The sequence below is a fragment of the Bacillus cereus group sp. MYBK95-2 genome (assembly GCF_051915225.1).
GTDB classification, from domain to species: Bacteria; Bacillota; Bacilli; order Bacillales; family Bacillaceae_G; genus Bacillus_A; species Bacillus_A cereus.
Window position 1 is genome coordinate 228,984 of the sequence record NZ_JBQAEH010000006.1, and the last position, 24,107, is coordinate 253,090.

A 24,107-nucleotide genomic window follows, 5' to 3' on the forward strand; every position below is an offset into this window, starting at 1 on the left:
AATATTAGGGAATTATGGGGATGATTACGTTGCTTACTTTGATAAAATTTGTAGTTAGTTATGCTGCAAGTCTGTTTGCTTTTATTTTTGGATGGTTCTTAATTTCATATATTTTTAATCCTAGCTTTATTCACCCAGACGTTTTACAGGGGTTCATAAAAACTATCGTCACTTATGGTAGTATACCAGCTCTTATAGCTTGTCTAATTGGGGAAGTTTTATATAGGAAAATTAAACGATGTCGAGAGTTTCAATTTGGAATTCCTTTATTTATAGGACTAGCAGTTATCTATACACTTATACCATTTCTTTTTCTTTTTAATTTTTCTTTTTCATATTTCTTTGACTTCGTTGCACCTGTTATTATGGGTTCCTTAGCGTTTTATTTAGTACGTAGAAAAATATAATTTTCGTTTTGATGCATTATAATAGCTATCTCTGAATCACTAGTTTCAAAAAGCCTTCACGCAATGATAATTGCATGAAGGCTTTTGATGTTTTCTTATTTTTTTGTCTCGTTAACCCATGTAATAATGTCCTGGATGACGTACTCGGGAATATTAGCAGGGATTTCATATTCACTAGGGAGGCTTAATTCCCCGTCACCTTCCGTGAAGAAATGATTCAATTTCGGGTATTTTTTGAACTGAACATTCCTGCGGTTTGCAAGCCCTTCTTGCCATTTTGTATATTCATTTTTTACTGTTACTTAATAATCGCGTGCTCCTTGCAAAATGAGTAAAGGCTCTTTTCGTGATTTTGCCTCTTCAACTGGACGCCACCTAGAAACATCATACATAAAATGAGGTGACCTAAAATTGTAGCCAGCTGGAGGATGGTCAGGATTGAAAGTAGGGTCCTGAATAAAAGCAGCCTGTCTTTTTAGTTCATCGATTTCTTCCTTTGATGCCCCAAGGTATTCATACTGATCAATGGCAATGTCAGTCAAAGGGCGTGCAGGTGGTGCGAGTAAGATACTTCCTCGAACAAGTGAGGAAGGCGCTTTGCTCAGTATACGCGGCATTGTGCCAGCTCCTTGGCTATGTCCGAGAATGAAAATATTATTTGGATCAATGCCTTCCTGCTGCGCTGCTGACTTTGCTGCATATATGGCATCATCTGTAGTATCACGGTCTAATGTAACAGGTTCTGCACTCATCTTTAATGCATGTTCTAAGGTACGTTTTTCATAGCGCAACACTGCAATTCCGTTGGATGAAAGGCCCACCGCAAGGTCTCGTAAGATTTTTGTTCCCAAATAGGTAGCATCGCGATCATGGATGCCAGCACCATGCACAAGAACAACGACGGGTACCTTTTCACCACGCTGATGCTTCGGAACTGTTAATGTCGCTGGTAACGGATAGGTAGAATTTCCAATGACGATTTCACGTTCTTGATAGGAGTCAGGTTGATCATAGCTAGGATGTGGGATGGTATAAGATTCTTCGGGTGGCCTTTCTCCAATTTCATCTACTTTCCCGCCAGGTGTGAATTTAAGGAGTAGCGGTATGGTAGTTCCTTCGGTAGCTGCTGGAATTTCTACCGTCTGATGGACCAAGTTTCGTTCTTTTATCACGGGGGTTCCCATGCTTTTTATCCCGCTCCAGCCACTTTGTGTCCACCAGTTTTGTAATGTGGTTGCTGTAAACTTGGATCGAAAAGCAGTAGACGTCAACTGTAGTGCCTCTGCATACTTACCTTGCTGGAGATATTCAAAAAATAATGATGTACGCTCCGTTAAAGAGACTAGTTTCTTTTCAGCAGATTGTTCTTCGCGTGTATCTGCGTGAATAGTTGTTGTAAGCGGGAAAGATGAAACGCCTAAAGAAAAGAGTAGGGGAAAGGTAAGTACTGATCTTTGTATTTTCTTTTTTTTATTCATGTTTTAACCTCCAATACGTGATGGTACAAAACAGGTATGGTAATTAGAATTCTGGTGCGAAAACTTCAAAATATTTGCAAGTAATCTCCAAAACTTGGACATACTCATATTATTATTCTAAAAAACGTAGATTTCTTCTCTTGTCACATGCATATTAATCCCAGAAATAATCTTTCTTCCTTCACTTTATATTTTGATTATACAAAACAAAGCTCTCGTTTTTCTTACTTGATACTTACAAATTCCTTAAGTAAAGGATATTTTAAAATCTTAGCTTGATGAATATGTAGCGGTACTCCTATGTTAAGAGATAGCTTAAGGACCGAGGATTATATTGTTTTTATAAAGGGTTGATGTTATGTTTGTTTTGTAACATATGGTGTTTTATGCATGTAGGAGGATTTATTGAAGAAATTATTAATATTGTTTTTATTAGCTACATTTTGTCTACAGATTACAGGATGTTCTAATAATATGGGTACACTAAGGGAGAAGTCTAAAACTTTAACAACTGTGAAGTCTAAACGCATCAATAAAGGGTGGTACAAACATATGTAATAGTTTGTATCACCCTTTATTGATGATAGAAGTCATAAAGAAAAGACACCCTAAGGTGCCTTCCTTCGACTTGAACCATCTTAATTTTAATAATATATTGGACTCCCATCCAACTATTATTTTACCATGTTAAATTGTTTTATTCATTGAGAAATATGCTTTAAATCTATATTTTTAAAAAATATATAGATTTGAACAATATGTATACGAGCTACATATCAAAAAAAGACACTCTCAAGAGTGCCTCTCCTTAGCAGCCGAATCCGCCGCCCCAACAGCTAGCGCCAACAATGATTAATAAGATGAAGAGCACAACAAGTAAGGCAAATCCGCCGCCGAAACCACAGCCACCACCACAACTACCGCCATAGCCCATATTAACTCCTCCTTCCATAAAGACCATTTATTAATGGATTTAATTTAATTTATGTTTTTAAGGATGAATGGAGCAGGTCCTTAAAAAAATAAAAGGATTTTGGAAGTTAAAAAGAGTTGACGATCTTATTTTTGTCACCGGAATTTTGTCTTCTACATATTGTATTTTATTCTGTGTATTGGGGGAAGGAGGATCTTATGGCTAATTCTGAGATGATTTTACGTTTACTTACGGATTTAAAGATTGAACAACAATTGTTGAAAGAACAGTTAGAGAAAATGCAAACAGCTGTGACTATTCTTGAAGAAAAGTCAGTGACGCTTAAAGAAAAACCAGCGACTCTTAAAGAAAAAACAATGACTCCTGAAGAAAAACCATCTGTTACAAAGCAAAGAGCTTTTTCTGGACGCCCAACATCTTTTCGTGATTGGAGAGCATCTAGTCAAAAAAATTAGGGGATGTTATGTGAAATGATAAATAAAAAAGTACAGTCTGCTGTAGAAAAGACTGTACTTTTTTATGTTAGTAGAGAATGTTAAGGGAGACGTATTTATTTTGCCTATTCCAATTCCACTTTTAATTGGAGCTCTTTATCTAACTTATCATTATTAAATTTTAAAGTTAATCCTCGCGTGTTTTTCGGTACATCGAATACAATGTTTCCGTCCGAATGTTCATCAGGGTTAACAATACCAAATTTAAATGTAGAGGTATTTGCAGCTTTAAGTACGGATTGATGTTCATTGGAAATGTGATATTCTCTTCCAAATCCATCAATTAATTTAAAGTTGTTGATATCTAGTGTAATGGGTTCTTCTTTACGATTATAAACTGCGATGTCTAATACTTTAAAGACACCTTGTGCTTTAACTTCTCCAGTCCCTAGAACATCTAATGACTCGGCAGATCCCATTGACATGTATACATCAGAGGAATCTACATTGGTAGGAAGTTCTTTTTGCGAATCCTTGTTGCTAAGTTTGTCATTCTCTGTTTTTTTAGAAGTCGCCTGCTCATTTTTCGCAGGCGCATCATGTGAACTGCAAGCTGATACTCCAAACAAGAATGTGCTACATAATAATGATGCTAATAACTTTTTGTTCATCGTTTGTTTCTTCCTTCCAAAATAGAAGCACTTTTAATGAGTGCTATATATATTTGTCTTTATATGTATTACATTTTATATCTTATTATATTGATTTTGGAAGGAAAAGGGAAAAATGCACATTTCTCTGATTCGAATTATTTATCTGTCTAAAAGTTGAAATTAAAATGAGCCCCATAAATGATAAACCATTCCACTGACAAAAAACACTAATCCTAAAAATAAAACAATTAAAGCAAGAATTCCATTTTTATTATGTTCCATAAAATAAGCTCCTTTTTCATTTACTTACATACAAAAAGCCTTTAGTCGTAATTATGGCTAAAGGCCTTAATCTTCATACTTTGTAGTTTATAAAAAAGTTGTACTTCTGTATTAATTTGGAATATGATTATTTAAAGAGAAGGTGATGAGTACATGCAGGAAACAAAACAATTCCCGCTTATATCGGGAAATCTCTCATTAGATTTAGTAAATACAGAGTTAGTTAGGCGTGGACAACGTTATGATTTATTAATAACAGATGAAGATGTATTAGAATGGCTACATGTAATAAAGGTTAATCTTCCTTTTTGGAATGAAAAAACACTTATAGGAATTCAGAAGCGAATGGATCAAGTTACATCTAGCATATTAGAGGTAAGAGAAGTATTGAGAAAACAGTTTGAGGCAATTGCTGATCAGCAAGAAATTTCTAATGATTTTATTACGTATTTAGAAAAACAAATTGAGAAGGCACCATTTACATATAAAATCATTGAACAGCAGCTAGTATCTATCCCAGTTGGAGAAATCGAGGATGTACTCGCATCGTTAATTGCATTTGACGCTTTAACGTTAATAGCAGAAAATAAGCTTATTTCCCTTAAAAGGTGTTCAAATCCTGACTGTGTTTTATTATTTATAGATAAGAGTGGAAAACGAAAATGGTGTTCTATGAAAATATGTGGGAACCGGAAAAAGGTAGCAAAATTTCAGGATCGAAAATTTGAGGAAGTTTAGAGAATCAACTTATAACAGTTGATTCTTTTTTTGCATTTTAAAACTAACCCCTTAAATTAATATTTACAGGTTAGTTATGCCGGGTTATAATTGTTGGTAAATAAAGGAGGAGAACGATGGATAATATAACAGCAACTAAGCAGAAAGATCCTCAACCAATAAGTGTACGATATTTTACAAAAATGAAAGGGAAAGGAAGAAGCCCATTACAAGTAAATGTAAAGGACTCTTTAACGGGACTACTAGGGGGATTTTTAACAATTCTTACCTTAACATATTTAACGAGCATAACCTCTACAGAATTATTAATGGCTCCATTTGGTGCGAGTTGTGTATTAGCGTTTGGAGTTTGGAATGCGCCATTATCTCAGCCGCGTAATATTATTGGAGGACATTTGATTTCAACTTTCATTGGTCTATCAATATATCATTTGTTTGGGAATGAATATTGGACAATTGCTTTAGCGGTGGGGATGGCAATAGCCGTTATGATGTTAACGAGAACGACGCACCCTCCGGCAGGCGCCGATCCGATTATCGTAATTTTAGGGGCAAATAGTTGGAGTTATTTAGTAACACCAGTTTTAATTGGCTCCGTTGTTATTGTAGTTATTGCTTTATTCATTAATAATATGAGTAGTAAAAGAAGTTATCCAACTTTTTGGATGTAGTTTGTGAAGTGAAAAATAATTTAATTGAGTATTCTATTCTTACTATGTTTTATTTTTTATATAGTAAAAGCCTTAGTCGTAATTGTAGCTAATGGTTTGGGTCCTCATACTTTGTAGTTCATAAAGAAAAGACACTTTAAAGTGTCTTCTACAGATTTGAATTATTTAATTCATGTAATTAATATTCGTTAGCATAAAACTCTTTTATTAATTTTATTTCATTTGTATCTGGATTAAACTTAAATATTTTAATTTGATTCGATTCGTCTTTGTATGCAAATGTATTCTCACCAACTTGGGTCATATTGCTGGTGTTTAAGATAGGGTCGCTACCGTGATCAGTAATTTCCACAGTTTTCTCACGATCCCAGAATGCAATGACAATAATCAAAATGATAAGACATACCCGTATAAAACGTAATTCTCTTGCAACAGGATGTTCCATCTGTTTGTCTCCTTTACTGTTTGATAGAGTCTGTTTATAAAAGAGATAATTCCTAGGGATATAAATAAAAAAGACACCGTAAAGTGTCTTTTTTATTTTAGTTATGCGCATTACTTAATAAGACGCTAGTTCCTCAGTCTGGCTATGAGTAACTATGTAGGGTAATTCCATTATAACATTTTAACCAGTAATGGGTCTATATGGAATTTAATTGATTTTCTTTTTGATTATTCAGAACGATTAATCGGGTATTTGGATGAAGGAAGCGGTGAGGAAGAAGGGACTTAACTTGTTTTAGAAGAGTGTCTTCTTTTTGTATCATTGTGAGTAAAGTGTAGAGTTATATTTCCCTTTACACGAACATAACGGTATAATATAGTTAAGTTAAGTGAACTTAACTATTAAACAAAACGAAATAAAAGCATGGAGGAATAACGCTATGACTAGAACGTATAAAGAAGTAATTAATGAAATGAACCGAGCTTATAATGAATTCTACATTTTACTATTCCAGGAGTTAAAAGATGAATTCGGTCTTACAGGACAGCAAGAGAGCATGCTATTTCATATTAATTTAAATGAAAACACGACAGCAAATCACATTGCGACTACTTTTAATATATCAAAAAGTGCCGTTAGTCAAGTTTTATCTAAATTGGAGAAACAGAAGATGATTTCAAAACAAGTAAACCCTAATAATAAACGGGAGTATTTTCTTACACTTGGTCCAAACGGTAGTAAGTATATAGAGCGGTTGTCGGAGTTAGATGATGTATTAATTGAGAAATATTTTTCTAAAATCGATATAAACGCCCTAGAGCAAATGACAGATACGTTAACGAAAATAAATAAAGTCATATTGGAAGAAAAACAGAAAGATCTTGATTGTAATGAGTAAGAACGTAGATGAAGCAATTAGTAGAAAGGAGGAGAAGTGTATTATGAGTTTCATACCAAATATGATTACGATAGCAAATTTTGTATGTGGGCTTTTAGCTATTTACGCTGTTTTCGTTCACGATATTTATTTGGGAGCAGTTTTTATTATTACAGGTATGTTGTTTGACTTTTTAGATGGTATGGTCGCTCGGAAACTTGATTCTGTTTCGGAAATTGGTGGAGAGTTGGACTCATTTGCGGATTTAGTTACTTTTGGTGTGGCACCGTCTATTCTGGCATATAGTGCCTCGTTAAAAGATTTGCAGTCTATCGGGATGATATGCGCGCTCACTTACAGTATTTGCGGCATGCTTCGGCTTGCAAGATTTAACACACAGCAAAGCAAACTCCCGACCTTTATCGGCATGCCAATCCCATTCGCGGCAATGTGTCTCCTCATTTTATGTTTTTTAAAGAATCCAGTTTCCGTGGCGTTTGGTACATGCGTACTCGCTTATTTAATGGTAAGCAAAATCAAATTCCCTCATTTTAAAAAAGATATAGCTGAAAGCTTGAAGCCAGGAAGATTGGATTGATGATACGGGATTACAATGAGAAAGATAAAGGAGAATAACATGATTCGTATGGCATTAAGATCATTCAACATACAAATGTATTGTTTGCTAGGCGTAATGTTATTGGGATGGCTTGTGACACCTTTTTCAGCACAGTTCGTAGGGATAAGCATTGGCCTTTTGGTGAGTATGTACTGCGCCTGGATTTTAGGAAGGCGTATTGAAAAGTTCGGAGATAGCATTGTAAAAAAAGAAAAAGCACCGATGCTTGGAATGATAAATCGGTTCGCAGCCGCAATACTCGGCGCGATTATTATGTATGAAATTGAACACCATGAATTCATGTGGACATTCGCTGCTGGAATTATGGGTGGGTATTTCTTGGTTATTATTAATTTGGGGTATTACAGTATGAGGGATGAGAAGGGATAAAGTGAAACCTAAGTTTCAGCATACTGTTGCCTAACAACGAATAGCGGATTAGTAATTAGAGTAATAATAAAATCTAACATAAAATTTAAGGAAAATTTTATATTTCCCCCACTTTTTATTTTAAAAGTTTTTCCTATCCTATAAACAAGTTACATCAAGGAGGAGACTGAAAATGAATAAGTGGGGATTTTTTTATTTTTAATATATTCCCTATATTCGAAGACAAAGTAAAAGATTAAATATATGAACAAAGTACTGGTTCTTAAACTATGTTCTAAATAATAGATGAAAATGTAAAGTTAGGGGATTCCACATGCATACAGAAGTTTTGATGAGTTATTTGTATACGTATTTTTTTACAATTATGTTTTGTATTGTATTTCAAATTGGATGTTATTTTAAAGCGAAAAACAATATATCTATTCGGCATTTTCTATGGGTGCATGTTTTTCTATTTTACCTTTCGCTTGTGTATAAGGTGACGCAAATCGCGACTGTATGGGATATAAGTAGATATGAAACGTGGATTCGTGTAAGTCAAATTAACTTGACTCTATTTGATACGGTAGGTAGTACTACGTATCTTTTGAACATCGTACTGTTTATGCCGTTCGGTTTTTTATTACCGATGATTTGGCCGTATTTTAGAAAAATAAAAAACACGGTATGTGCAGGATTCTTTTTTTCATTGGCAATTGAGTTAAATCAATTGTTAAATAATAGAATTACAGATATTGATGATTTATTTACGAACACCCTCGGGGCGATTATTGGGTATTTATTATATAGAGCTTTAAAAATGATATTTAAAAGAGAGGGGGAAAAGCTTGATACCAGCTCTTCTCTAGTTATAAAATACGAGGCTATTTTTTGTTTAGTATGTTCATTTGTAGGAGCGATGTTAATTTATCATCCAGCTTTATTTGGAAGACCTGTCATCATTCAGTGAGGCAATTACGAATTTCTTTTGAATGCTCGAGTGATATTTCAATTTGCAAAAAGCCTTTAACTTGTTATAGTTAAAGGCTTTTATCATCATAATTTTTACTTACCAATTACCCACTCTAACATCCGCCTTCAACCACTTCACCCAATCCAAATCCTCTACCTTAAGCAAACTAAGCGAAACACCCTTCATATCTAAAGAAGTTAACAGTGTACCAACCTTTACGAATGTCACTTGCAATCCTTCAAGTTCACACAAACGGCGAATGTCGTTTGCGAAAATGTATTGTTCCATTAATGGAGTTGCGCCGAGTCCATTAATGAGGATAGCGAAGTTGTCTCCTTTTCTCCAGCGATAAATGCTTTTTAGTTTGTTCATTAGTTCGATCGCTAATATTTCAGAAGAGGATAGTGCTTCTTTACGGTAACCTTTTTCTCCGTGAATGCCTACGCCATAAAACACTTCATCGTCATTTAATGTGAATGAAGCTTTTCCTTTTACTGGATCGTTGACAGGGGAAAGAGCAACTCCTAATGTGTGTAAGTTTTTAGTGATAGAGCGGCCAAGTGTTGTTAGTTCTTCTAGAGAATGGCCTTCAAGAGCGGCCGCACCAAGTATTTTTTGAACGAAAACAGTACCAGCGACGCCGCGTCTTCTTTTATTAAAAGAAGCATCATCTTCAATTGAAACGTCGTCATTTACGATGATGTGGTCAATTTTTCTTCCTTCTTCTTTAGCAATCTGCTTTGCCGCAAGAAAGTTCTCAACGTCATCTTTAAAGTTTTTAATAATGAATAGTATACTTTTATCTTTTGGCATAAGGCGAGTTGCCGCCGCAATTTGTTCCACTGTAGGCGGAGTGAAGATGCTTCCGTTTACTGCCGCTGTAAGCATACCTTTTCCTACATAGCCAATATCAGCAGGTTCATGTCCGCTACCACCGCCACTTATAATAGCGACGTCTTGCTTCATTTTTTCGATATCTTTTACATAAATGATGTTATTCGTTTCATCGTAATTTACTTTGTCGTTATGTTCAAAATAAAAGCCGTGCAGCATATCTTGAACGATATTTTGTACATCATTCATAATCTTTTTCATTGCTTTTGCCACCCTTTAATTACTTTGCTGATTGCTCCAGTAATAGTAGTAATTGATTGTTTATCATATTTTTCATAAGAGAAGACATAATGGAAGGATCTACTTCGCACTTACTTTCAATCCAATCTTTTATCGTTCCAACGAAGCCGTGACTATAAAAGGAGGCAATCGTATTTTTTGTCTCATCAGAAAGGCTGAATCCACAGCTCACAGATAGTTCATCGATAATCTTCATATATAAGTTTTTCGTATGCTCAAATAAATAGTGATTAAACGAGTTTTGCTCAATGACTTTAAAAGCATTTCGGTAAAATTTTTGATTTTCATAAAAGTAATCAAATAATAAATCGAAAATGTTTTCCCACGTTTCATAATCGAGAAAGTCGATAATGTTTTCCTTCGTTTCTTCTCTATAAATCCAGCTTAATAGTTCAAATTTATCTTTAAAATGATAATAAAAAGTTTGCCTACGCATTTGACAGTGTAACATAATATCGCTCACTGATATTTTATGAAACGACTCTGTTTCCATTAAATACTTCAATGAGTTCGCGATTATCTTTTTAGAAATTATAGAAGAGGTCATCTGAATCATCCCTAGAATGTTATTAATATGAAAATCCTATCTATAAATGAGAGCGGTGTCTTTAGACAGATTGTCCATTTTGTCCGTTTACTATAAAACGCTTTCATTTTAACATGGTTAGTAAGAAGAAGATTTCAAATATATCACAATATATTAAAGGAATTGAGGGAGAACTACAATGAAAAAGATTATAAACAAACCAGAAACATTAGTAATGGAAATGTGCAACGGAATGGTTATGGCTCATCCAGAGCTTGAGCTTTTGAAAAAATATAAAGTGATTAAGAAGAAAGAAATGAACGAAAATAAAGTAACGTTAATTAGTGGAGGCGGTAGTGGTCACGAGCCGGCACATGCAGGATTAGTCGGAAAAGGAATGTTAGATGCGGCAGTGTGCGGAGATGTGTTTGCGTCACCTTCACAAATTCAGGTATACCAAGCGATTAAAGAGACAGCTAGTAAAAAAGGTACGTTATTAATTATTAAAAATTATAGCGGCGATATTATGAATTTCAAAAACGGTGCGCATTTAGCGACGGAAGATGGAATTGAAGTCGACTACGTAAAGGTGGACGATGATATTGCGGTAGAAGATAGCCTGTACACAGTAGGACGCCGCGGCGTTGCGGGCGTTATTTTAGTTCATAAAATTGCCGGCGCAGCAGCGGAAGCAGGTATGGATTTAGGAGCGGTGAAAGCTGTAGCAGAAAAAGCAGCGGCTAACGTGCGCACAATCGGTTTAGCATTAACGTCTTGTACAGTTCCAGCGAGTGGATCACCTACTTTCACACTTGCGGAAGATGAAATGGAATACGGTGTAGGTATTCACGGCGAACCAGGAATTAAGCGTGAAAAAATGCTGTCAGCAGATGAACTAGCGAACCGTATGACAAATGACCTTGTAAAAGATTTAGGAGTAAAAGATGGCGAGGAAATCGCAATTCTAGTTAACGGTTTTGGCGGAACACCACTGCAAGAACTTTACTTATTTAACAACGCAGTTACGAGAGAACTAGCTGCAAGAAACATTAAAATTAATAGAGTATTCGTCGGTAACTATATGACAAGTATTGATATGGCTGGTATGTCTTTAACGGTAATGAAGTTAGATGAAGAGCTAAAAACATTACTATCAAAAGAATGTAATACACCAGCGTTTAAAGTAGACGGTCCAGTTGAAAGTGTAGAGTACGTAAATGTACTTGAAGAGACAGAAGAGAAGGAAGTTTCATTTGAACTAGAAACTGCGGAAGAGCACGCTGTTATTAAAGATAATGTTATTACATTAAACAACATGATTTATCTCGTTGATAAAATGAGCGATATTATTATTAAAAATGAAGTACCGTTCTGTGAGCTAGATACGCATGCTGGTGATGGCGACTTCGGAATGAGTGTGGCAAAAGGATTTAAGCAATTAAAACGTGAGTGGCACTCTATTGTAGAACAAGAAAACGTAACGATCGGATCATTCCTTGACGGCTGTTCGATGATTATTATGGAACATTGCGGTGGCGCATCTGGTCCAATTTGGGGCGGTGCATTCCGCGCAGCTAGTAAAGCAGCAGCCGAGAAGCGTGAGTTAACAGTGAAAGAATTCGCTGAAATGCTGCAAGCAGCATTGCAAGGCATCCAATCGATCGGTGAAAGATCATTCGGCAGAGGAGCAGTAGTTGGTGACAAAACACTTGTTGACGCACTTGCTCCATGTGTAGATTCTTGGTTAGATAGCGCCTCAAACGAAGTAGACGTAAAAACTGCCTTTGAAAAAGGTGCAGAAGCAGCCGTTAAAGGAGCAGAGTACACGAAAGAAATCGTAGCTCGCATGGGCCGCGCTGGTACAGTTGGCGAAAGAAGTTTAGGATACCCTGATGCAGGTGCACATGCGCTTGGAGTTATCTTTACGGAGATTGCGGGTAGTTTGAAATAGGAATTAGAAAGTCCCTCTGCCTTAAGGTGGAGGGATTTTTATATAGTTGATATGTAGAAGACTTCTTTCGGTTCTTTCTCAGTAAAATATGAGTTTGTTACTATTTTTGATAAAATCTTATTTCAAAAATACAACTAATATTTCTCAACATTAATATATTGAAAATAGTTAGAATATTTAAGATAATCATTTGTGAAGAAGTAAATTATAAAAAAAGGGGGAATTTATTTTGTTACGTCGTTTATCTATTTGTACAGTACTAACAGCTTTTATATTTACTTTATTTACATTTAACGGCTCTGCTTTCGCGGCTACGAATGCTACTGAAAATCAAAATGTAGTAGCAGCTTGTGCAAAGGGAGGTACGGTAGGTGTATATGGTGCAAAGATGCGCAGTGGTTATACTGTCGATTCACCTGTCTTACATACATTTAATGATGGTACGAAAATTACTGGAACATGGGTAACTGGTGAATATGTTCAAGGTCATTACAGTAATTCTAAACAGTGGTTAAAAGTTACATATAAAGGGATGACAGGTTATGTATCCCATACAACATTATATAACGTTTGCTCATAAAACTATGTACCATAATAGCTTTGGATATATTGAGCTAATCTCTTCTCGAGATTAGTTCTTTTTTATCTCTTAGTTTTTAATGGGGCATTTTTTGAAAAAGACCAACGATTCATTAAATCGATGGTCTTACGTTTATATAGTATTCATTTGTATCTATATTAAATTTTTCATTGTTTTTTGCTTATTTTAGACTTAGTTTGTTTGTGATTGCAGCTTATCAATTTTCCAGTATGTTTGTAGAGGGTCTAAAGAGCTTTCAATATAAAACATATATTCATCTGCGGTACGTGGTACTTCAAAAGCTATTTTCAATTCTACCGTTTCATTTGGTTTAACTTGTATATCAGAAGGGTTTTGATCAAGCACCTTTCCTTTATAGATCTTTCCGGCTTTTTCATCTTTTAAGTTATATTTTAATTCTGATAGTCCAATCGTTTGACCTCGTACATTTTTTACAGAGACATTAACAACTACGGAATCGTTGCTAGCATTTAAATAGGCACTTTGAACAGCGGTCAAGTAATAGCCTCCCTTAACACTCTCACCAACTAATAAAATACCTTGTTCCAAGCGGCTCATATCTTCTTTTTCTTCAAAATTTATTAATTCTTCATTTTCATTTTTTGCGGTTGGTTCTTCTATTGGACCATTTTCAACGGCACTATCTGTTTTATCTTGTGTGCAAGCAGCCGTAACACTGACTAATACTAGAATGAAAGTAAGTAATATAGATAATTTTCTCATAAAATTTATCTGTCTCCTTAAGTTTCTCAATTTTGTGCAACTATACATATAAGATTAACATAATGTCTCATTATTGGATCAAAATAGGGGGTCTTTTAGACAACTTATTCTTTTTACTTTTAATATACATTCGATTGGTTCTCGCGATATTTGTTAATCTTTTAAAACATTGGCTTAGTAATACCGAGGGTTATTATAGATATATTAATCATGTAATTTGTCCATATCAAAATGAACGTTTTTTGCATTTAATATATTGTAAATATATTTTATTTTGGAAGGATGTGATTATATGGCTCATAAATCTACTGGAGTGTTTCGAGTTCCAGTTTCTGAAAATGGGATTATTCCAACTGCTCTCAACATTATGTTAAACAATGATTCACGCTGTCATACTAGTAATGTAACGGTAACTGTTAAGAGAAGTCGAAACACCTTTTTCCCAACTCAAAATGAATTAGTTGAAATCTCTCGTACTTTTGTTTCTTTAGAACCAAACAGAACAACTAAGATTGTGTTGTTTACTCCAGAATTCCAAGTAGAAGATTTCCTTGATGTCATCATTAGTGGAAATAGAGAGGATGTTAAGGATGTTCTTGTATATTCTTTCTTAGCAGATTCAGTAGGTCATAATCTGCCATCTACTGTTTTCAGAAATGCAGAATACACTTTTGCTTGCTGACACAGTGATGATGTATTCTTTACTGTCGTATATCTGAATTGAAATGTTGCAAACAGCACTTCAAGGCATATAATCTATCGGTGAAAGATCATTCGGCAGAGGAGCGGTAGTTGGTGAAAGAAGTTTAGGATATTCAGATGCAGGTGCACATGCGCTTGGGGTACCTTTACGGAGATTTCGGGTAGTTTGAAATAGAAATTAGAAGATCCCTTCTACCTTAAGGTGGAGGGGGTTTTTAATATTATTTTTTGATATATATTGCTAAATATGTTCCCATAATTCATTCTATTGTATTGAGAATAATGTCATCTACATCAAAAAACGGTTTATAAAAGGAACTAGTATTTGAAGAAGTTCCACCTCAAACATACTCCTATGCATATAAGTATGTTTGAGGTGGATTTATTAAAGAATTTTATATATAGCATGAATGAAAATGAGATAAATAAAACAATGCTTCTCAGTATGTTCTTAAGAATTAATTGAGCAGGTCCTTGTAAAAATAAAGAAAAGACACCAAAAGGTGCCTTTCGCCGACTTAAATTAATTTTAATATTATCGATCTAAGTTTAAAAGCTATAAGAATTTTTTCTGTAGGATTTGTAAGTAGTTTTTACGAAATTATGAGTGTTTTTTATTTTGTAATTCAATAAGTTCATCTGGTAGCATTTTTGTATAATATTCTTTTTCTGTTAGTTCAAATATAAATAATGCTTTTTTCCAGTTATAAATAACATCTTCTACATTATGTTGTTTCATTTTTAATAAACACTGACCTTTTAAATAGAATAGTTCACCTAGTAAGTATAAAGTATTTAGATTAATTGCTAATTTGATACCCTTATCAATATACTTTATTGCCTCTTCATGTTGATATGTGAAGTCGAAACATTTTGCTAAATTTAACATGAGTTTTAATTTAATTTCTTTATCTCTAGGAAAATCTAATTTATTAAAATTAGTTAAACATCTTTTGAATATATTAATACTTTTTTCATATTCTTTATTTTCTGCATAAAATATAGCCATTGTTTGCATAATATCTATTTCTCTTTCTGATAAAAAATCAGAATTAGTTAAAGTCAGTTTTAATGCATTATTTAAAAAATCTAAAGCAGTTTTTATTGATTTATCCACCATAAATATAGCAATTGCTTCATGCCACATTAGAAATTGTTTCTCATCTTTTGTTTGAAAATTATTTAAGTTTTTCTCTTTTTTTACTATTTCATAAAGTTCTTTATATTGTTTTTGCTTTAAGCAATCTTTTATTACGTATTTTACGTTTTCTACATATTTTAATCTTTTGTTTTGAGTTAGTGCAAATATGTTATTCGGATCAATACCAAGTCTTTCTGATAATTGATATAACAATATACTAGATGGATAAATCATACCTTTTTCAATCTTGCTAATTTGACTTTGTGAACATATTCCATGACATAATTCGGATTGTGATATATTTTTTTTAATTCTAAGTTCTTTAATGGTAATACCCAAATCGTTAAATTCCATTTTGCCACCTACTATTTAGCACTTTATTAATATAAGAACATTCTCTAACCTTAATGTAATGTAAAATTAATATAGTTGCAATTATTGTTTTAAAGGGCTTATCGTTTCTATAAGATGGTGAGATTTTTTTATGTACAAAAAAGACACCCTAAGGTGCCTTACGCCGACTTGGACCACATTCGTTTAATATAAACCTATCTGTATTTTCACATGCTTCTCTAATTCCTCTATTTTCCATTTGATAAAATAAAATCCTAATATTACTAATAATTAAATAAATATTTCTACATATTCAAGATATTTACATAAATTACAAAAGTGATACATTTAAGTTGTAATCTATAAAAACTATTAAAGGGGGATTTATTATGTTCAAGAAATTAGTAGTAGGAGCGTTAGCAACAGGTATTGCATTAACAGGAGGAATGGGTGCAGCTTCAGCTGATACACAAAAAGCTGTGAGCTCTCCGAAGCAAGCAGCCTGCTCCATTCCTTATGAGTATTCTAATGGTAAATTCAAAAGAACTCTTTATTACTCAAATGGAGTATATGCTAATAGTTTTAATGAAAATGTTTGTGGCGGGACGATTACGTGGTATTTAAAACATGTTCAACATGGAGTTGCTTTTTACGAAGGTAATTTAAAATAGTAGATTTTTTGAACCTCATTTATTGAGGTTCTTTTATTTTTAGTTTTTAAACTGATTCTCTATAAAAAAGACACCCTAAGGTGCCTTTTTGCGATTTGATCCATTGTAATATGGTATTGAATGCCAGTCCGATTATTATTTTACTATGTTAAGTAGTTTCGATTATTGAGAAAAAATACAACTCATTGTTTGAATGCAAAAAAGCCCTAGGGGGACTAGGACTTTTTGCTAGAATGAATAAGATTTAAAAAAGGACTTATATAACGTAACATATGAATGTTTCGTAAATGTATCAAAAAAATGAACAAAATAGTTATTTTAAATAAAAAAAGCTCCGCGATAAAAGCTGCGGAGCTTCATAAGGTCGAGTTATGTCGTACTCACAAGGGATTTTAACATGAATGTTGTGGTAAAAATACCGGTAAATTTATCCTATAAACCCCCCCGCTGATTAGAGTTTCACTTCATTCGAAGGAATTTATGTTTTATAAATTAGATTATGATAGTTGATATTCTCCATATTGACCAGAAAAGAACTAAAAATTCTAGTGAAATTCCAAGTGTTCGTTTCCTAGTTTTTTGAAATTCTTTTATTAAATAGCCAACAGCACTAATTGCTATAAGAATGAAAAGAATAAGTTCGAGTGTAACTGGCATTTTATCTACTCCTAATACATTAATTTGTTATATAAAGATTATAAGATATTTTTGTGATTAGTAGTGAAAAATTCAATAGAATTATCTCTAAATGGAGTAAATGTTTCAACGGACCAATCAAAGGTCAATACAACAAGTGTTATACAATATACGCATGGAGAGCCGTGGGGCTGAAGAAATATTGAAGTATAAAGAGTTGTTAGATCGAAGGATGATTACCAAAGAAGAGTTCTAAGTGAAGAAGAAGTAACTAATAAGTATATAGATGAAACGCTCAGATGAGCGTTTTTTTATTTATATATTCGCAAGTAAAATAACATAATATCACTATGAATCCTTATAACAATATGAATTTTTGCATATTTTAAAATTCAATATATCCCTCAAAAACTTTTAATTGTATAATATATTTTGTCATATTTTTAGATTTTTCGACATAAACCAACAAAAATAGAGAACGTATTGGGAGAAGACATTATGTATACAAAACTATTAAAATCAATTACATCATTATCACTGATTGGTGGTGCGTTGTTATATACAAATGGCAGTGGTGTGAAGGCTGCTGAAGTGGGTGTTTTTTCTGATGTGCCGACATCACATTGGTCATATCCTGCGATTAAAGATTTAGCGAGTAAAAATATTATTTCCGGTTATGGGAATGGGATATTTGGTTTTGGAGATGTTGCGACAAGGGAGCAAGTTGCGGCTTTAATTTATCGAGTGTTAGTACCGAATAAACAAGGCGGTTCGTTTAGTAATGATGGAACTCGTTACGTATTAAAGGATGGGTCTACGTTTAAAAATCCTTACGGTGATATTAATCAAAGTTCTACAATGTTTCCAGAAGAGGTATTAACTTTAACGAATTTAGGAGTTTTTAAAGGTGATGAAAATGGCCAATTTAGACCGAAAGCTTCTGTGAGTCGTGCGGAAATGGCACAAATTCTTACAAATGCTTTCCATCTTGCGGCAAAACAAAAACATACCTTTAAGGATGTTCCAAATCCATTTTGGGCAGAAAACGCAATTAGTGCAGTGCAGTCAAATGGAATCGCAGATGGCACAGGGAACGGGAATTTTGAACCGTATGGCACAGTAACACGTGAACAGTATGCGCAGTTTTTATATAAAACTTTAAAATATAAAAATGCCGATGTGAAAGATACAGGAGATGCTGCATTATTAACAGCGTTTAAAGAGGAAGTACAAAAGCGTATTAATACATACGAGACAAATATTACACTTCCATATAAAACGAAAAACAATAATACAAACGAAGTGATGAATACACTTTTTAACGCATATAAAGAAGTTGCAAGTAAAAATGAGTATACAAATAATAATAGATCGAATGTTTCATATGGACTTTCTGGATCACCTGGAAATTATACGTTTACGCTTAAGATTACATATCGTGAAACGAAAGAACAGACGGAATATGTCATGAAACAAGCGAAAGCAATCGTTTCTTCTATTACTCAAGTTGGAATGGATGATCACGAAAAAGTGAAGGCGATTCATGATTACGTAGTAAAACATGTTTCTTATGATACGTCTTATAAAGCTTACACAGCATATGAAGCACTTGTAAATCGTTCTGCGGTTTGCCAAGGTTACGCACTATTAACGTATCAATTATTAAAAGAAGCAGGAATTGAAAATCATTTCGTGACAGGAACTGGGGACGGACAACCTCATGCTTGGAATTTAGTGAAAATCGAAAACAAATGGTATCATCTTGATACAACATTTGATGATCCGGTTCCAGATGAGCAGGGCCGCGTAACGTATTCGTATTTCAATTTATCAGATGAACAAATCGCAAGAAATCATGAGTGGAACCGCGGAGACTACCCGCAAGCTACAACGAATTATTATAGTACACTGACAAACAAAATTGCGGCAGGTAGTACGAAAACGCCTGCATATCAACAAATATTAAAAGATACAAAGTTAAAATATTTAGGAAATGAATATATCGCAAATAACTATACCGAATTAAAAAATAAAATGCAGCAACGCTATAGTGCAAAACCAGAGAAAATTGAAGTGCTATACAAGCAATCAATGAATGGTGCACTGCAAGATGTGAAAAAGGCAATTGGTGAAATCGATTATCCGCAAGGGGCAAATCGAGTTTCTTATAAAGCGGAGCCTTACAATGCGAAAGAAGGGTATTCTTTAGTGACGATTACGTTTACGTATTAAAAGGAACCTAGATCCTATGGGATCTAGGTTGTTTTTTTATTATTCTTCGACAAAACATGACAATATACAGATACATTCTTTGCTACTATGAGATGAGAAATCTTACATTAAAAAACTGTTTAAAATAACTAATGCAGATAGGCGGAAAAAAATGAACCGAAAGTTACTAATGGCTTTAACATGCGGTACATTGCTTATGGGAATGGCTGCTTGTAGCTCAAATGAGAAGACTACAACTGAATCAAAACCTAAACAAGAAGAAAAGGTTCAGGAAAAACCGAAAGTTCAAACCATTCAAAAGCAGCAAAAAGATAGTTATGTAGTAAGTGAAGATGAACTCTCTAAAGCGGCACAGTCGATTGGTGAAATCCAAAATGAGCAAACTATAAATGATATGATGATACATATGTCTTTACAAAAACTCACATTCAATGGGAATAATCTTCATGTTTCCGGTACCCGTGATGTAGGGCGATGGCAAATGACGAAAGAAAACATTCAATACTTAAAAAACAACTTAAATGTTATTAATAATGATGAAAGACCAAAATATGAATCTATTCTGAACAAATGGTATGATGGAGAGTTCGAATCTGTAGTTAAAGACTTTGAAGAAATTCATTATTTACGTTCAGGAAAAAAGAAAAGTATGGAGGGATCTAAACTAGCTAAAAAAACTGATAGTGATGAAAAAGAATTTATTCTCCATTTCTTTGGCCAAGAAGGATTAGATATCCATAATAAAGAGTGGAAACAGGGCGAGTTATAGAAATAAAACTGAATTTCTCTTCACTAGGAAGTACAATGTTTTACGGAACAAAAAAATGATGAAATGCCCTTAAATATAGTCCCATTGGGAGATTGTCTATACTGAGATTCAATAGATACACAGTAATGCTTATCTTTCTAGCCATTGACACAAATGCTGCATTATCTATGTGGATCAAGTAGTGTTTTTTTTAGGTGTCTTCACTGCTATTATCTTCTTGTTAACCGTTGCATGGACTACAAAAGGATTTCATACAGACGGCCAGCATAAATAAATTATTGTATTTCTCAATAAACAAAACAACTAAACATAGCTCAAGTCGGAGTAAGTCACCTTAGGGTATCTTTGCTTTTTTATAAAAAAAGAAAATTGTACGTCTAGACGCATTTTAAATACAAAATAACCGATTCCTTATATGTTAAGAAATCGGTTATTTATTTCCCTACTTTTTTAGAGATCTTTTTCTTGTAATGGTCTTAAATCATAAATAAAAGATAGAATAAAAACTATATAAGAAATAAATGTAACGAAAACAAGGAAATATATAAACTGAGAATTAGATACATATCGTTCTATTCTTTTTTTCATGTTAATTCGTATTATTTTTCAAATGTGAAGTATCAATTGGAATTTGAGCTTTCCAAGATCCATTTACTTTTCCAATTCTAGTTATATTTACGTCTAAAGTAAGAGGCTGTTTAAAAACGTCTTTTTCTTCATTAGTTATAACAAATGTAGCAACACCTTCGGGTCTATCATTATCACGGATGCCTATTTTATCTAACTTTTGACCTGCTGCCACAAGTTCAAAAGGAAGACGATCATCTGCATCATGGATAAATGATAGTCTCCCATCATTTTTAATCTCAGGGTTTTCTTCTTGTTGTCCATTAATTTTACCATCACTTTTGAGATTTAATCCTGATGTATCAAATTCAAATGGTACTAAACTTCCATCAGCTTTTTCCATTCTATAATGAACTGATATACGTGAATCTGCGATAAATACTTCTTTGAGATGTACAGTAATACCTTGATCTGTAATTTTTTCATCAATAGGAATATATTTACCATTCTTCATCATATCTTGTGTGATACCATTTTCATCTTTTATTCCTTCATTTACAACTTTATCATTTGTAATTGCATTAGAAAAATATGAAGCAACATTTGTAGCCGCCACTTGTACTTGTGGAATCATTGCTGTTGTAAAAAGTGCTGCTGCAGCTACTGCTGTATAAATGAAACGCTTTGATTTTTTACTCATGTTTGTAAAGATTCCCTTCTTTTGTTGTTTTTTGTGATTTATATTAGAAACATTGTCTAACTTGGAACGACTTTCAAATGTTTTCCATGCTTGTTCTATATCAATTTTGATTTCTTGTGGTGAATTTGCAGACTCTTCATCTAGCATTACGTTTTCCCATTGATTTAATCTATTGATTTCTACTAATAAATCTTGGCATGCTTCACATGTATCTAGGTGCTTTGTGAATTCCTTTCTTATATCATGAGAAAGTTCTCCATCAATATATGTTTGAATAAATCCGATATCATAACATTTCATTTGTTATGCCTCCTCCATTTGTTTATAAATCTTGCGAAATTTCATTTTGGCTCGGACCAATAATGTTCCAATAGAAGATATTTCAATTTGAAGTACTTCTGCAATTTCTTTATATTGAAAACCAGAGAATTTCATTAGTAAAAGGGTTCGTTCTCGATCATTCATTTTATTTAGTATCGTTTGGACCTTTGTAATTTCTTCTTTTCTTATCCAATCATCGTCTAATGATGATACATTTTGTACTTCATGGTATTGTATTTCCTTATCAATCTTCGCTTGCTGCCTTTTTTCAAATCGAAAATGGTTATAAGCTACATAAGTAGAAGATTTAATCAACCATCCAGGTATATTTTTAATTCCTTTCCAATCGCTACGATATAATTGTAAAAATACTTCTTGTGCTAACTCTTCAGCGATAGATTGATCTTTAACAATCCATATAATCTGTTTCACAGCATAAGCATAGTACTGCTTAAATAAATCTTCAAAGGTCATATTAGAAGCATGATTTTCTTCATTTTCTATGGTTAACATGTTCGTTTAAACCTCACTTTCAATTTGATACCTGTATTATAGAGAAACCAGAAAAACGGATTTTGTGACAGTTTTTCTGGATATTTTTTATCTCGCATTAACGGGTAGTAAGACCCCCACCTCAAAATTCAGCGGAAGCAAAGAAGTTAGGTGGGGGGCGGGCTGACCGTAAAAGCACGATTGGTGTGAGCTAATAATCAGTGGTCGATGAACCCCCCACTGATTAAAGTTTCACTTTATTATGTACTAAAAAAGCATTCATCTGATTAAAAAGATAAATGAAAACATAAAAACTATAATTCTTGCAGTAGTTGTCTATTAATGTACAAAAAACAGTTAGTTTGTTGCCAAATTGTATCTAAACGTACGATTTTCTTTTTTCTAAATGAGAGTCTTGCCTTAAAGAAGATAAAAATTCAATGGATAATTACCATGAATATATAGATAAAGTTCATCCATATATTTGTAGAAAGGAGGCATTCAAATGAAGAGACATGATAATAAGGTTGGTCACTTTACATCTGAAAAAGGAAAGGAAGACTTTCAAATTGCCTACGATGAATCAATGGCACTCCTTCCAAAACCTAACGATACGAAAAATATAAAAACGAAATATGGCACAATTCGTGCTTATTATTTTACTAAAGAGGAAAACAAACATAAGGAACCAATACTCTTACTCCCTGGACGTGGTGCATCTACTCCAATGTGGGTACCTAATTTAGAAGGTCTAAGAGAAAAAAGGCCTGTTTATACGATAGATTTACTAGGTGAACCTGGGATGAGTGTGCAAACGAAGGTGATTGAAAACCAAAAACAACAAGCAGAATGGTTAAATGAAGTAATTGAAGGATTAGGTTTAGAAAGAGTGCATATCGTAGGTGTCTCCATTGGAGGGTGGACAACAATGAACTTGGCCAGATATAATCCTGAGCATATTGCTACGGCTAGTTTATTAGATCCAGTCTTTGTATTTGCGCAAATATCCATAAAAATGATTCTGGCATCTATTCCAGCTTCTGTTCCTATTGTCCCTAAGTTTTTAAGAGAAAAGATGTTAAGCTATGTTTCTGGAGGAGCAGAAGCAAGTGACGATGAGCCTATCGCTAAGTTAATCGAGTCGGGTATGCGTAACTATAAACTGAAAACGCCAGCGCCTGATTTATTTAGTAAAGAAGACTTAAAAAATATTGATATTCCAGTGCTTGCACTTATAGCTGAAAAAAGTACAATGCACAATTCGGTAAAAGCAGTTGAAACTGGAAAAAAATACGTTAAAGATATTGATATAGTTAATTGGAAAAATGCATCTCACGCAATCAATGGTGAGTTCTCTAACGAAGTTAATGCTAGGATCCTTGATTTTGTAGAAAAACATTCTAATGATAACTAAGTTGAAAGTGGAAAATATGTTGTCATAACAACTTCATCTCTATATAGCTATTTAGGGGATTTAGCTCATTTTTTATTTTGGCATATTTTAATTCTGCTATTTTCATGAATATGTATAATTACATAAAATTTCAGTGAAAAAGAGAGTATACTTTCGTATTGTGTAATAAAGATAAAGCCCACCTACGGAAATAGGCGGGCTTTTTTTACTTATAAAGAAAAGACAACCTTTAAGGTGTCTTCCTTCGATTTGAAATATTTTACTAGGTTAAGTTTTTGTGATAATAAACTCTTTTAATTGGAATGAACCTACGC

The 24,107-nt window shown here is 33.6% G+C and carries 24 protein-coding genes and 2 pseudogenes; 16 read left to right on the forward strand and 10 right to left on the reverse strand.

What is annotated here, in order from left to right; all coding sequences use genetic code 11:
* Positions 1–20: 20 nt before the first annotated feature.
* Complete coding sequence (locus ACTFN4_RS20610) at positions 21–407, forward strand: hypothetical protein (protein ID WP_000631589.1); 387 nt, start codon at positions 21–23, stop codon at positions 405–407.
* A gap of 95 nt (positions 408–502) precedes the next feature.
* On the opposite strand, the pseudogene ACTFN4_RS20615 reads toward ACTFN4_RS20610, so the two are convergent.
* A pseudogene (locus ACTFN4_RS20615) lies at positions 503–1,885 on the reverse strand (alpha/beta hydrolase family protein).
* Between the two features lie 808 nt (positions 1,886–2,693).
* A complete protein-coding gene (locus tag ACTFN4_RS20620) occupies positions 2,694–2,819 on the reverse strand; it encodes a YjcZ family sporulation protein (protein ID WP_000540377.1) in 126 nt (41 codons plus the stop codon).
* 197 nt (positions 2,820–3,016) lie between these two features.
* On the opposite strand from ACTFN4_RS20620, the gene ACTFN4_RS20625 reads away from it, so the two are divergent.
* Positions 3,017–3,274 (forward strand): hypothetical protein, encoded by a 258-nt coding sequence (locus ACTFN4_RS20625; protein WP_000013694.1) that lies wholly within the window; start codon positions 3,017–3,019, stop codon positions 3,272–3,274.
* Between the two features lie 104 nt (positions 3,275–3,378).
* On the opposite strand, the gene ACTFN4_RS20630 is transcribed toward ACTFN4_RS20625, so the two are convergent.
* The gene (locus tag ACTFN4_RS20630) at positions 3,379–3,924 is read right to left on the reverse strand and encodes a DUF4352 domain-containing protein (RefSeq protein ID WP_001035576.1); all 546 of its coding nucleotides are present in this window, start codon (positions 3,922–3,924) and stop codon (positions 3,379–3,381) included.
* Positions 3,925–4,341: 417 nt separating this feature from the next.
* Here ACTFN4_RS20630 and ACTFN4_RS20635 point away from each other — a divergent pair, with 417 nt between their 5' ends.
* Positions 4,342–4,926, forward strand: coding sequence for a CGNR zinc finger domain-containing protein (locus ACTFN4_RS20635; protein ID WP_001158435.1), 585 nt, complete (start codon positions 4,342–4,344; stop codon positions 4,924–4,926).
* Positions 4,927–5,042: 116 nt separating this feature from the next.
* On the forward strand, positions 5,043–5,597 hold the full coding sequence (locus ACTFN4_RS20640; protein WP_000368844.1) for an HPP family protein: 555 nt from the start codon (positions 5,043–5,045) through the stop codon (positions 5,595–5,597).
* Positions 5,598–5,775: 178 nt separating this feature from the next.
* On the opposite strand, the gene ACTFN4_RS20645 is transcribed toward ACTFN4_RS20640, so the two are convergent.
* Complete coding sequence (locus ACTFN4_RS20645; RefSeq protein ID WP_000400965.1) at positions 5,776–6,042, reverse strand: YmzC family protein; 267 nt, start codon at positions 6,040–6,042, stop codon at positions 5,776–5,778.
* A 439-nt stretch (positions 6,043–6,481) separates the two neighbouring features.
* On the opposite strand from ACTFN4_RS20645, the gene ACTFN4_RS20650 reads away from it, so the two are divergent.
* The 4 genes from ACTFN4_RS20650 to ACTFN4_RS20665 all read left to right on the forward strand — a co-directional run bounded on the left by ACTFN4_RS20650 (position 6,482) and on the right by ACTFN4_RS20665 (position 8,877).
* Positions 6,482–6,940, forward strand: a complete 459-nt coding sequence (locus ACTFN4_RS20650; protein ID WP_000198939.1) for a MarR family winged helix-turn-helix transcriptional regulator — start codon at positions 6,482–6,484, stop codon at positions 6,938–6,940.
* Between the two features lie 43 nt (positions 6,941–6,983).
* On the forward strand, positions 6,984–7,517 hold the full coding sequence (gene pssA, locus ACTFN4_RS20655; RefSeq protein WP_000008338.1) for a CDP-diacylglycerol--serine O-phosphatidyltransferase: 534 nt from the start codon (positions 6,984–6,986) through the stop codon (positions 7,515–7,517).
* A 39-nt stretch (positions 7,518–7,556) separates the two neighbouring features.
* Positions 7,557–7,928: an ATP synthase subunit I gene (locus tag ACTFN4_RS20660; protein ID WP_000620607.1), complete on the forward strand. Its 372-nt coding sequence runs from the start codon at positions 7,557–7,559 to the stop codon at positions 7,926–7,928.
* Between the two features lie 313 nt (positions 7,929–8,241).
* The gene (locus ACTFN4_RS20665; protein ID WP_000556720.1) at positions 8,242–8,877 is read left to right on the forward strand and encodes a VanZ family protein; all 636 of its coding nucleotides are present in this window, start codon (positions 8,242–8,244) and stop codon (positions 8,875–8,877) included.
* A 99-nt stretch (positions 8,878–8,976) separates the two neighbouring features.
* On the opposite strand, the gene dhaQ is transcribed toward ACTFN4_RS20665, so the two are convergent.
* Both dhaQ and dhaS read right to left on the reverse strand, forming a co-directional pair.
* Positions 8,977–9,975, reverse strand: coding sequence for a DhaKLM operon coactivator DhaQ (dhaQ, locus tag ACTFN4_RS20670; RefSeq protein ID WP_000723364.1), 999 nt, complete (start codon positions 9,973–9,975; stop codon positions 8,977–8,979).
* Positions 9,976–9,994: 19 nt separating this feature from the next.
* Positions 9,995–10,561, reverse strand: coding sequence for a dihydroxyacetone kinase transcriptional activator DhaS (gene dhaS, locus ACTFN4_RS20675; protein WP_000204220.1), 567 nt, complete (start codon positions 10,559–10,561; stop codon positions 9,995–9,997).
* A 178-nt stretch (positions 10,562–10,739) separates the two neighbouring features.
* Between dhaS and dhaK the strand changes: the two genes are divergently transcribed.
* Together dhaK and ACTFN4_RS20685 are read left to right on the forward strand one after the other, a co-directional pair.
* Positions 10,740–12,491 carry a dihydroxyacetone kinase subunit DhaK gene (gene dhaK, locus ACTFN4_RS20680; protein ID WP_071740853.1) on the forward strand — a complete coding sequence of 584 codons (1,752 nt, stop codon included), beginning with the start codon at positions 10,740–10,742 and terminating at the stop codon, positions 12,489–12,491.
* Between the two features lie 229 nt (positions 12,492–12,720).
* On the forward strand, positions 12,721–13,071 hold the full coding sequence (locus ACTFN4_RS20685; protein ID WP_000946193.1) for an SH3 domain-containing protein: 351 nt from the start codon (positions 12,721–12,723) through the stop codon (positions 13,069–13,071).
* Positions 13,072–13,263: 192 nt separating this feature from the next.
* Here the strand turns inward: ACTFN4_RS20685 and ACTFN4_RS20690 are convergent, their stop codons facing one another.
* The gene (locus ACTFN4_RS20690) at positions 13,264–13,815 is read right to left on the reverse strand and encodes a DUF4352 domain-containing protein (protein ID WP_439962723.1); all 552 of its coding nucleotides are present in this window, start codon (positions 13,813–13,815) and stop codon (positions 13,264–13,266) included.
* A 292-nt stretch (positions 13,816–14,107) separates the two neighbouring features.
* Here ACTFN4_RS20690 and ACTFN4_RS20695 point away from each other — a divergent pair, with 292 nt between their 5' ends.
* Together ACTFN4_RS20695 and ACTFN4_RS20700 are read left to right on the forward strand one after the other, a co-directional pair.
* Positions 14,108–14,497, forward strand: a complete 390-nt coding sequence (locus ACTFN4_RS20695; protein WP_000940664.1) for a hypothetical protein — start codon at positions 14,108–14,110, stop codon at positions 14,495–14,497.
* Between the two features lie 94 nt (positions 14,498–14,591).
* Positions 14,592–14,692 (forward strand): annotated as a pseudogene (locus ACTFN4_RS20700) (DAK2 domain-containing protein); the annotation flags it as partial.
* A gap of 426 nt (positions 14,693–15,118) precedes the next feature.
* On the opposite strand, the gene ACTFN4_RS20705 reads toward ACTFN4_RS20700, so the two are convergent.
* On the reverse strand, positions 15,119–16,012 hold the full coding sequence (locus ACTFN4_RS20705) for a helix-turn-helix domain-containing protein (protein WP_000395468.1): 894 nt from the start codon (positions 16,010–16,012) through the stop codon (positions 15,119–15,121).
* 368 nt (positions 16,013–16,380) lie between these two features.
* On the opposite strand from ACTFN4_RS20705, the gene ACTFN4_RS20710 reads away from it, so the two are divergent.
* From ACTFN4_RS20710 to ACTFN4_RS20720, 3 genes are all read left to right on the forward strand, one after another.
* Positions 16,381–16,662, forward strand: a complete 282-nt coding sequence (locus tag ACTFN4_RS20710; protein ID WP_000473820.1) for a hypothetical protein — start codon at positions 16,381–16,383, stop codon at positions 16,660–16,662.
* Between the two features lie 1,134 nt (positions 16,663–17,796).
* Entirely contained in the window at positions 17,797–19,530 is a 1,734-nt protein-coding gene (locus tag ACTFN4_RS20715) for an S-layer homology domain-containing protein (protein WP_439962725.1), read from the forward strand.
* Between the two features lie 151 nt (positions 19,531–19,681).
* Positions 19,682–20,299 carry a DUF6241 domain-containing protein gene (locus tag ACTFN4_RS20720; RefSeq protein WP_065381974.1) on the forward strand — a complete coding sequence of 206 codons (618 nt, stop codon included), beginning with the start codon at positions 19,682–19,684 and terminating at the stop codon, positions 20,297–20,299.
* A gap of 589 nt (positions 20,300–20,888) precedes the next feature.
* Here ACTFN4_RS20720 and ACTFN4_RS20725 read toward each other — a convergent pair.
* Together ACTFN4_RS20725 and ACTFN4_RS20730 are read right to left on the reverse strand one after the other, a co-directional pair.
* A complete protein-coding gene (locus tag ACTFN4_RS20725) occupies positions 20,889–21,866 on the reverse strand; it encodes a DUF4179 domain-containing protein (RefSeq protein WP_000650414.1) in 978 nt (325 codons plus the stop codon).
* A 3-nt stretch (positions 21,867–21,869) separates the two neighbouring features.
* A complete protein-coding gene (locus ACTFN4_RS20730) occupies positions 21,870–22,400 on the reverse strand; it encodes an RNA polymerase sigma factor SigX (protein ID WP_078386067.1) in 531 nt (176 codons plus the stop codon).
* Between the two features lie 484 nt (positions 22,401–22,884).
* Here ACTFN4_RS20730 and ACTFN4_RS20735 point away from each other — a divergent pair, with 484 nt between their 5' ends.
* Positions 22,885–23,793: an alpha/beta fold hydrolase gene (locus ACTFN4_RS20735; RefSeq protein ID WP_000820345.1), complete on the forward strand. Its 909-nt coding sequence runs from the start codon at positions 22,885–22,887 to the stop codon at positions 23,791–23,793.
* Positions 23,794–24,107 lie beyond the last annotated feature (314 nt).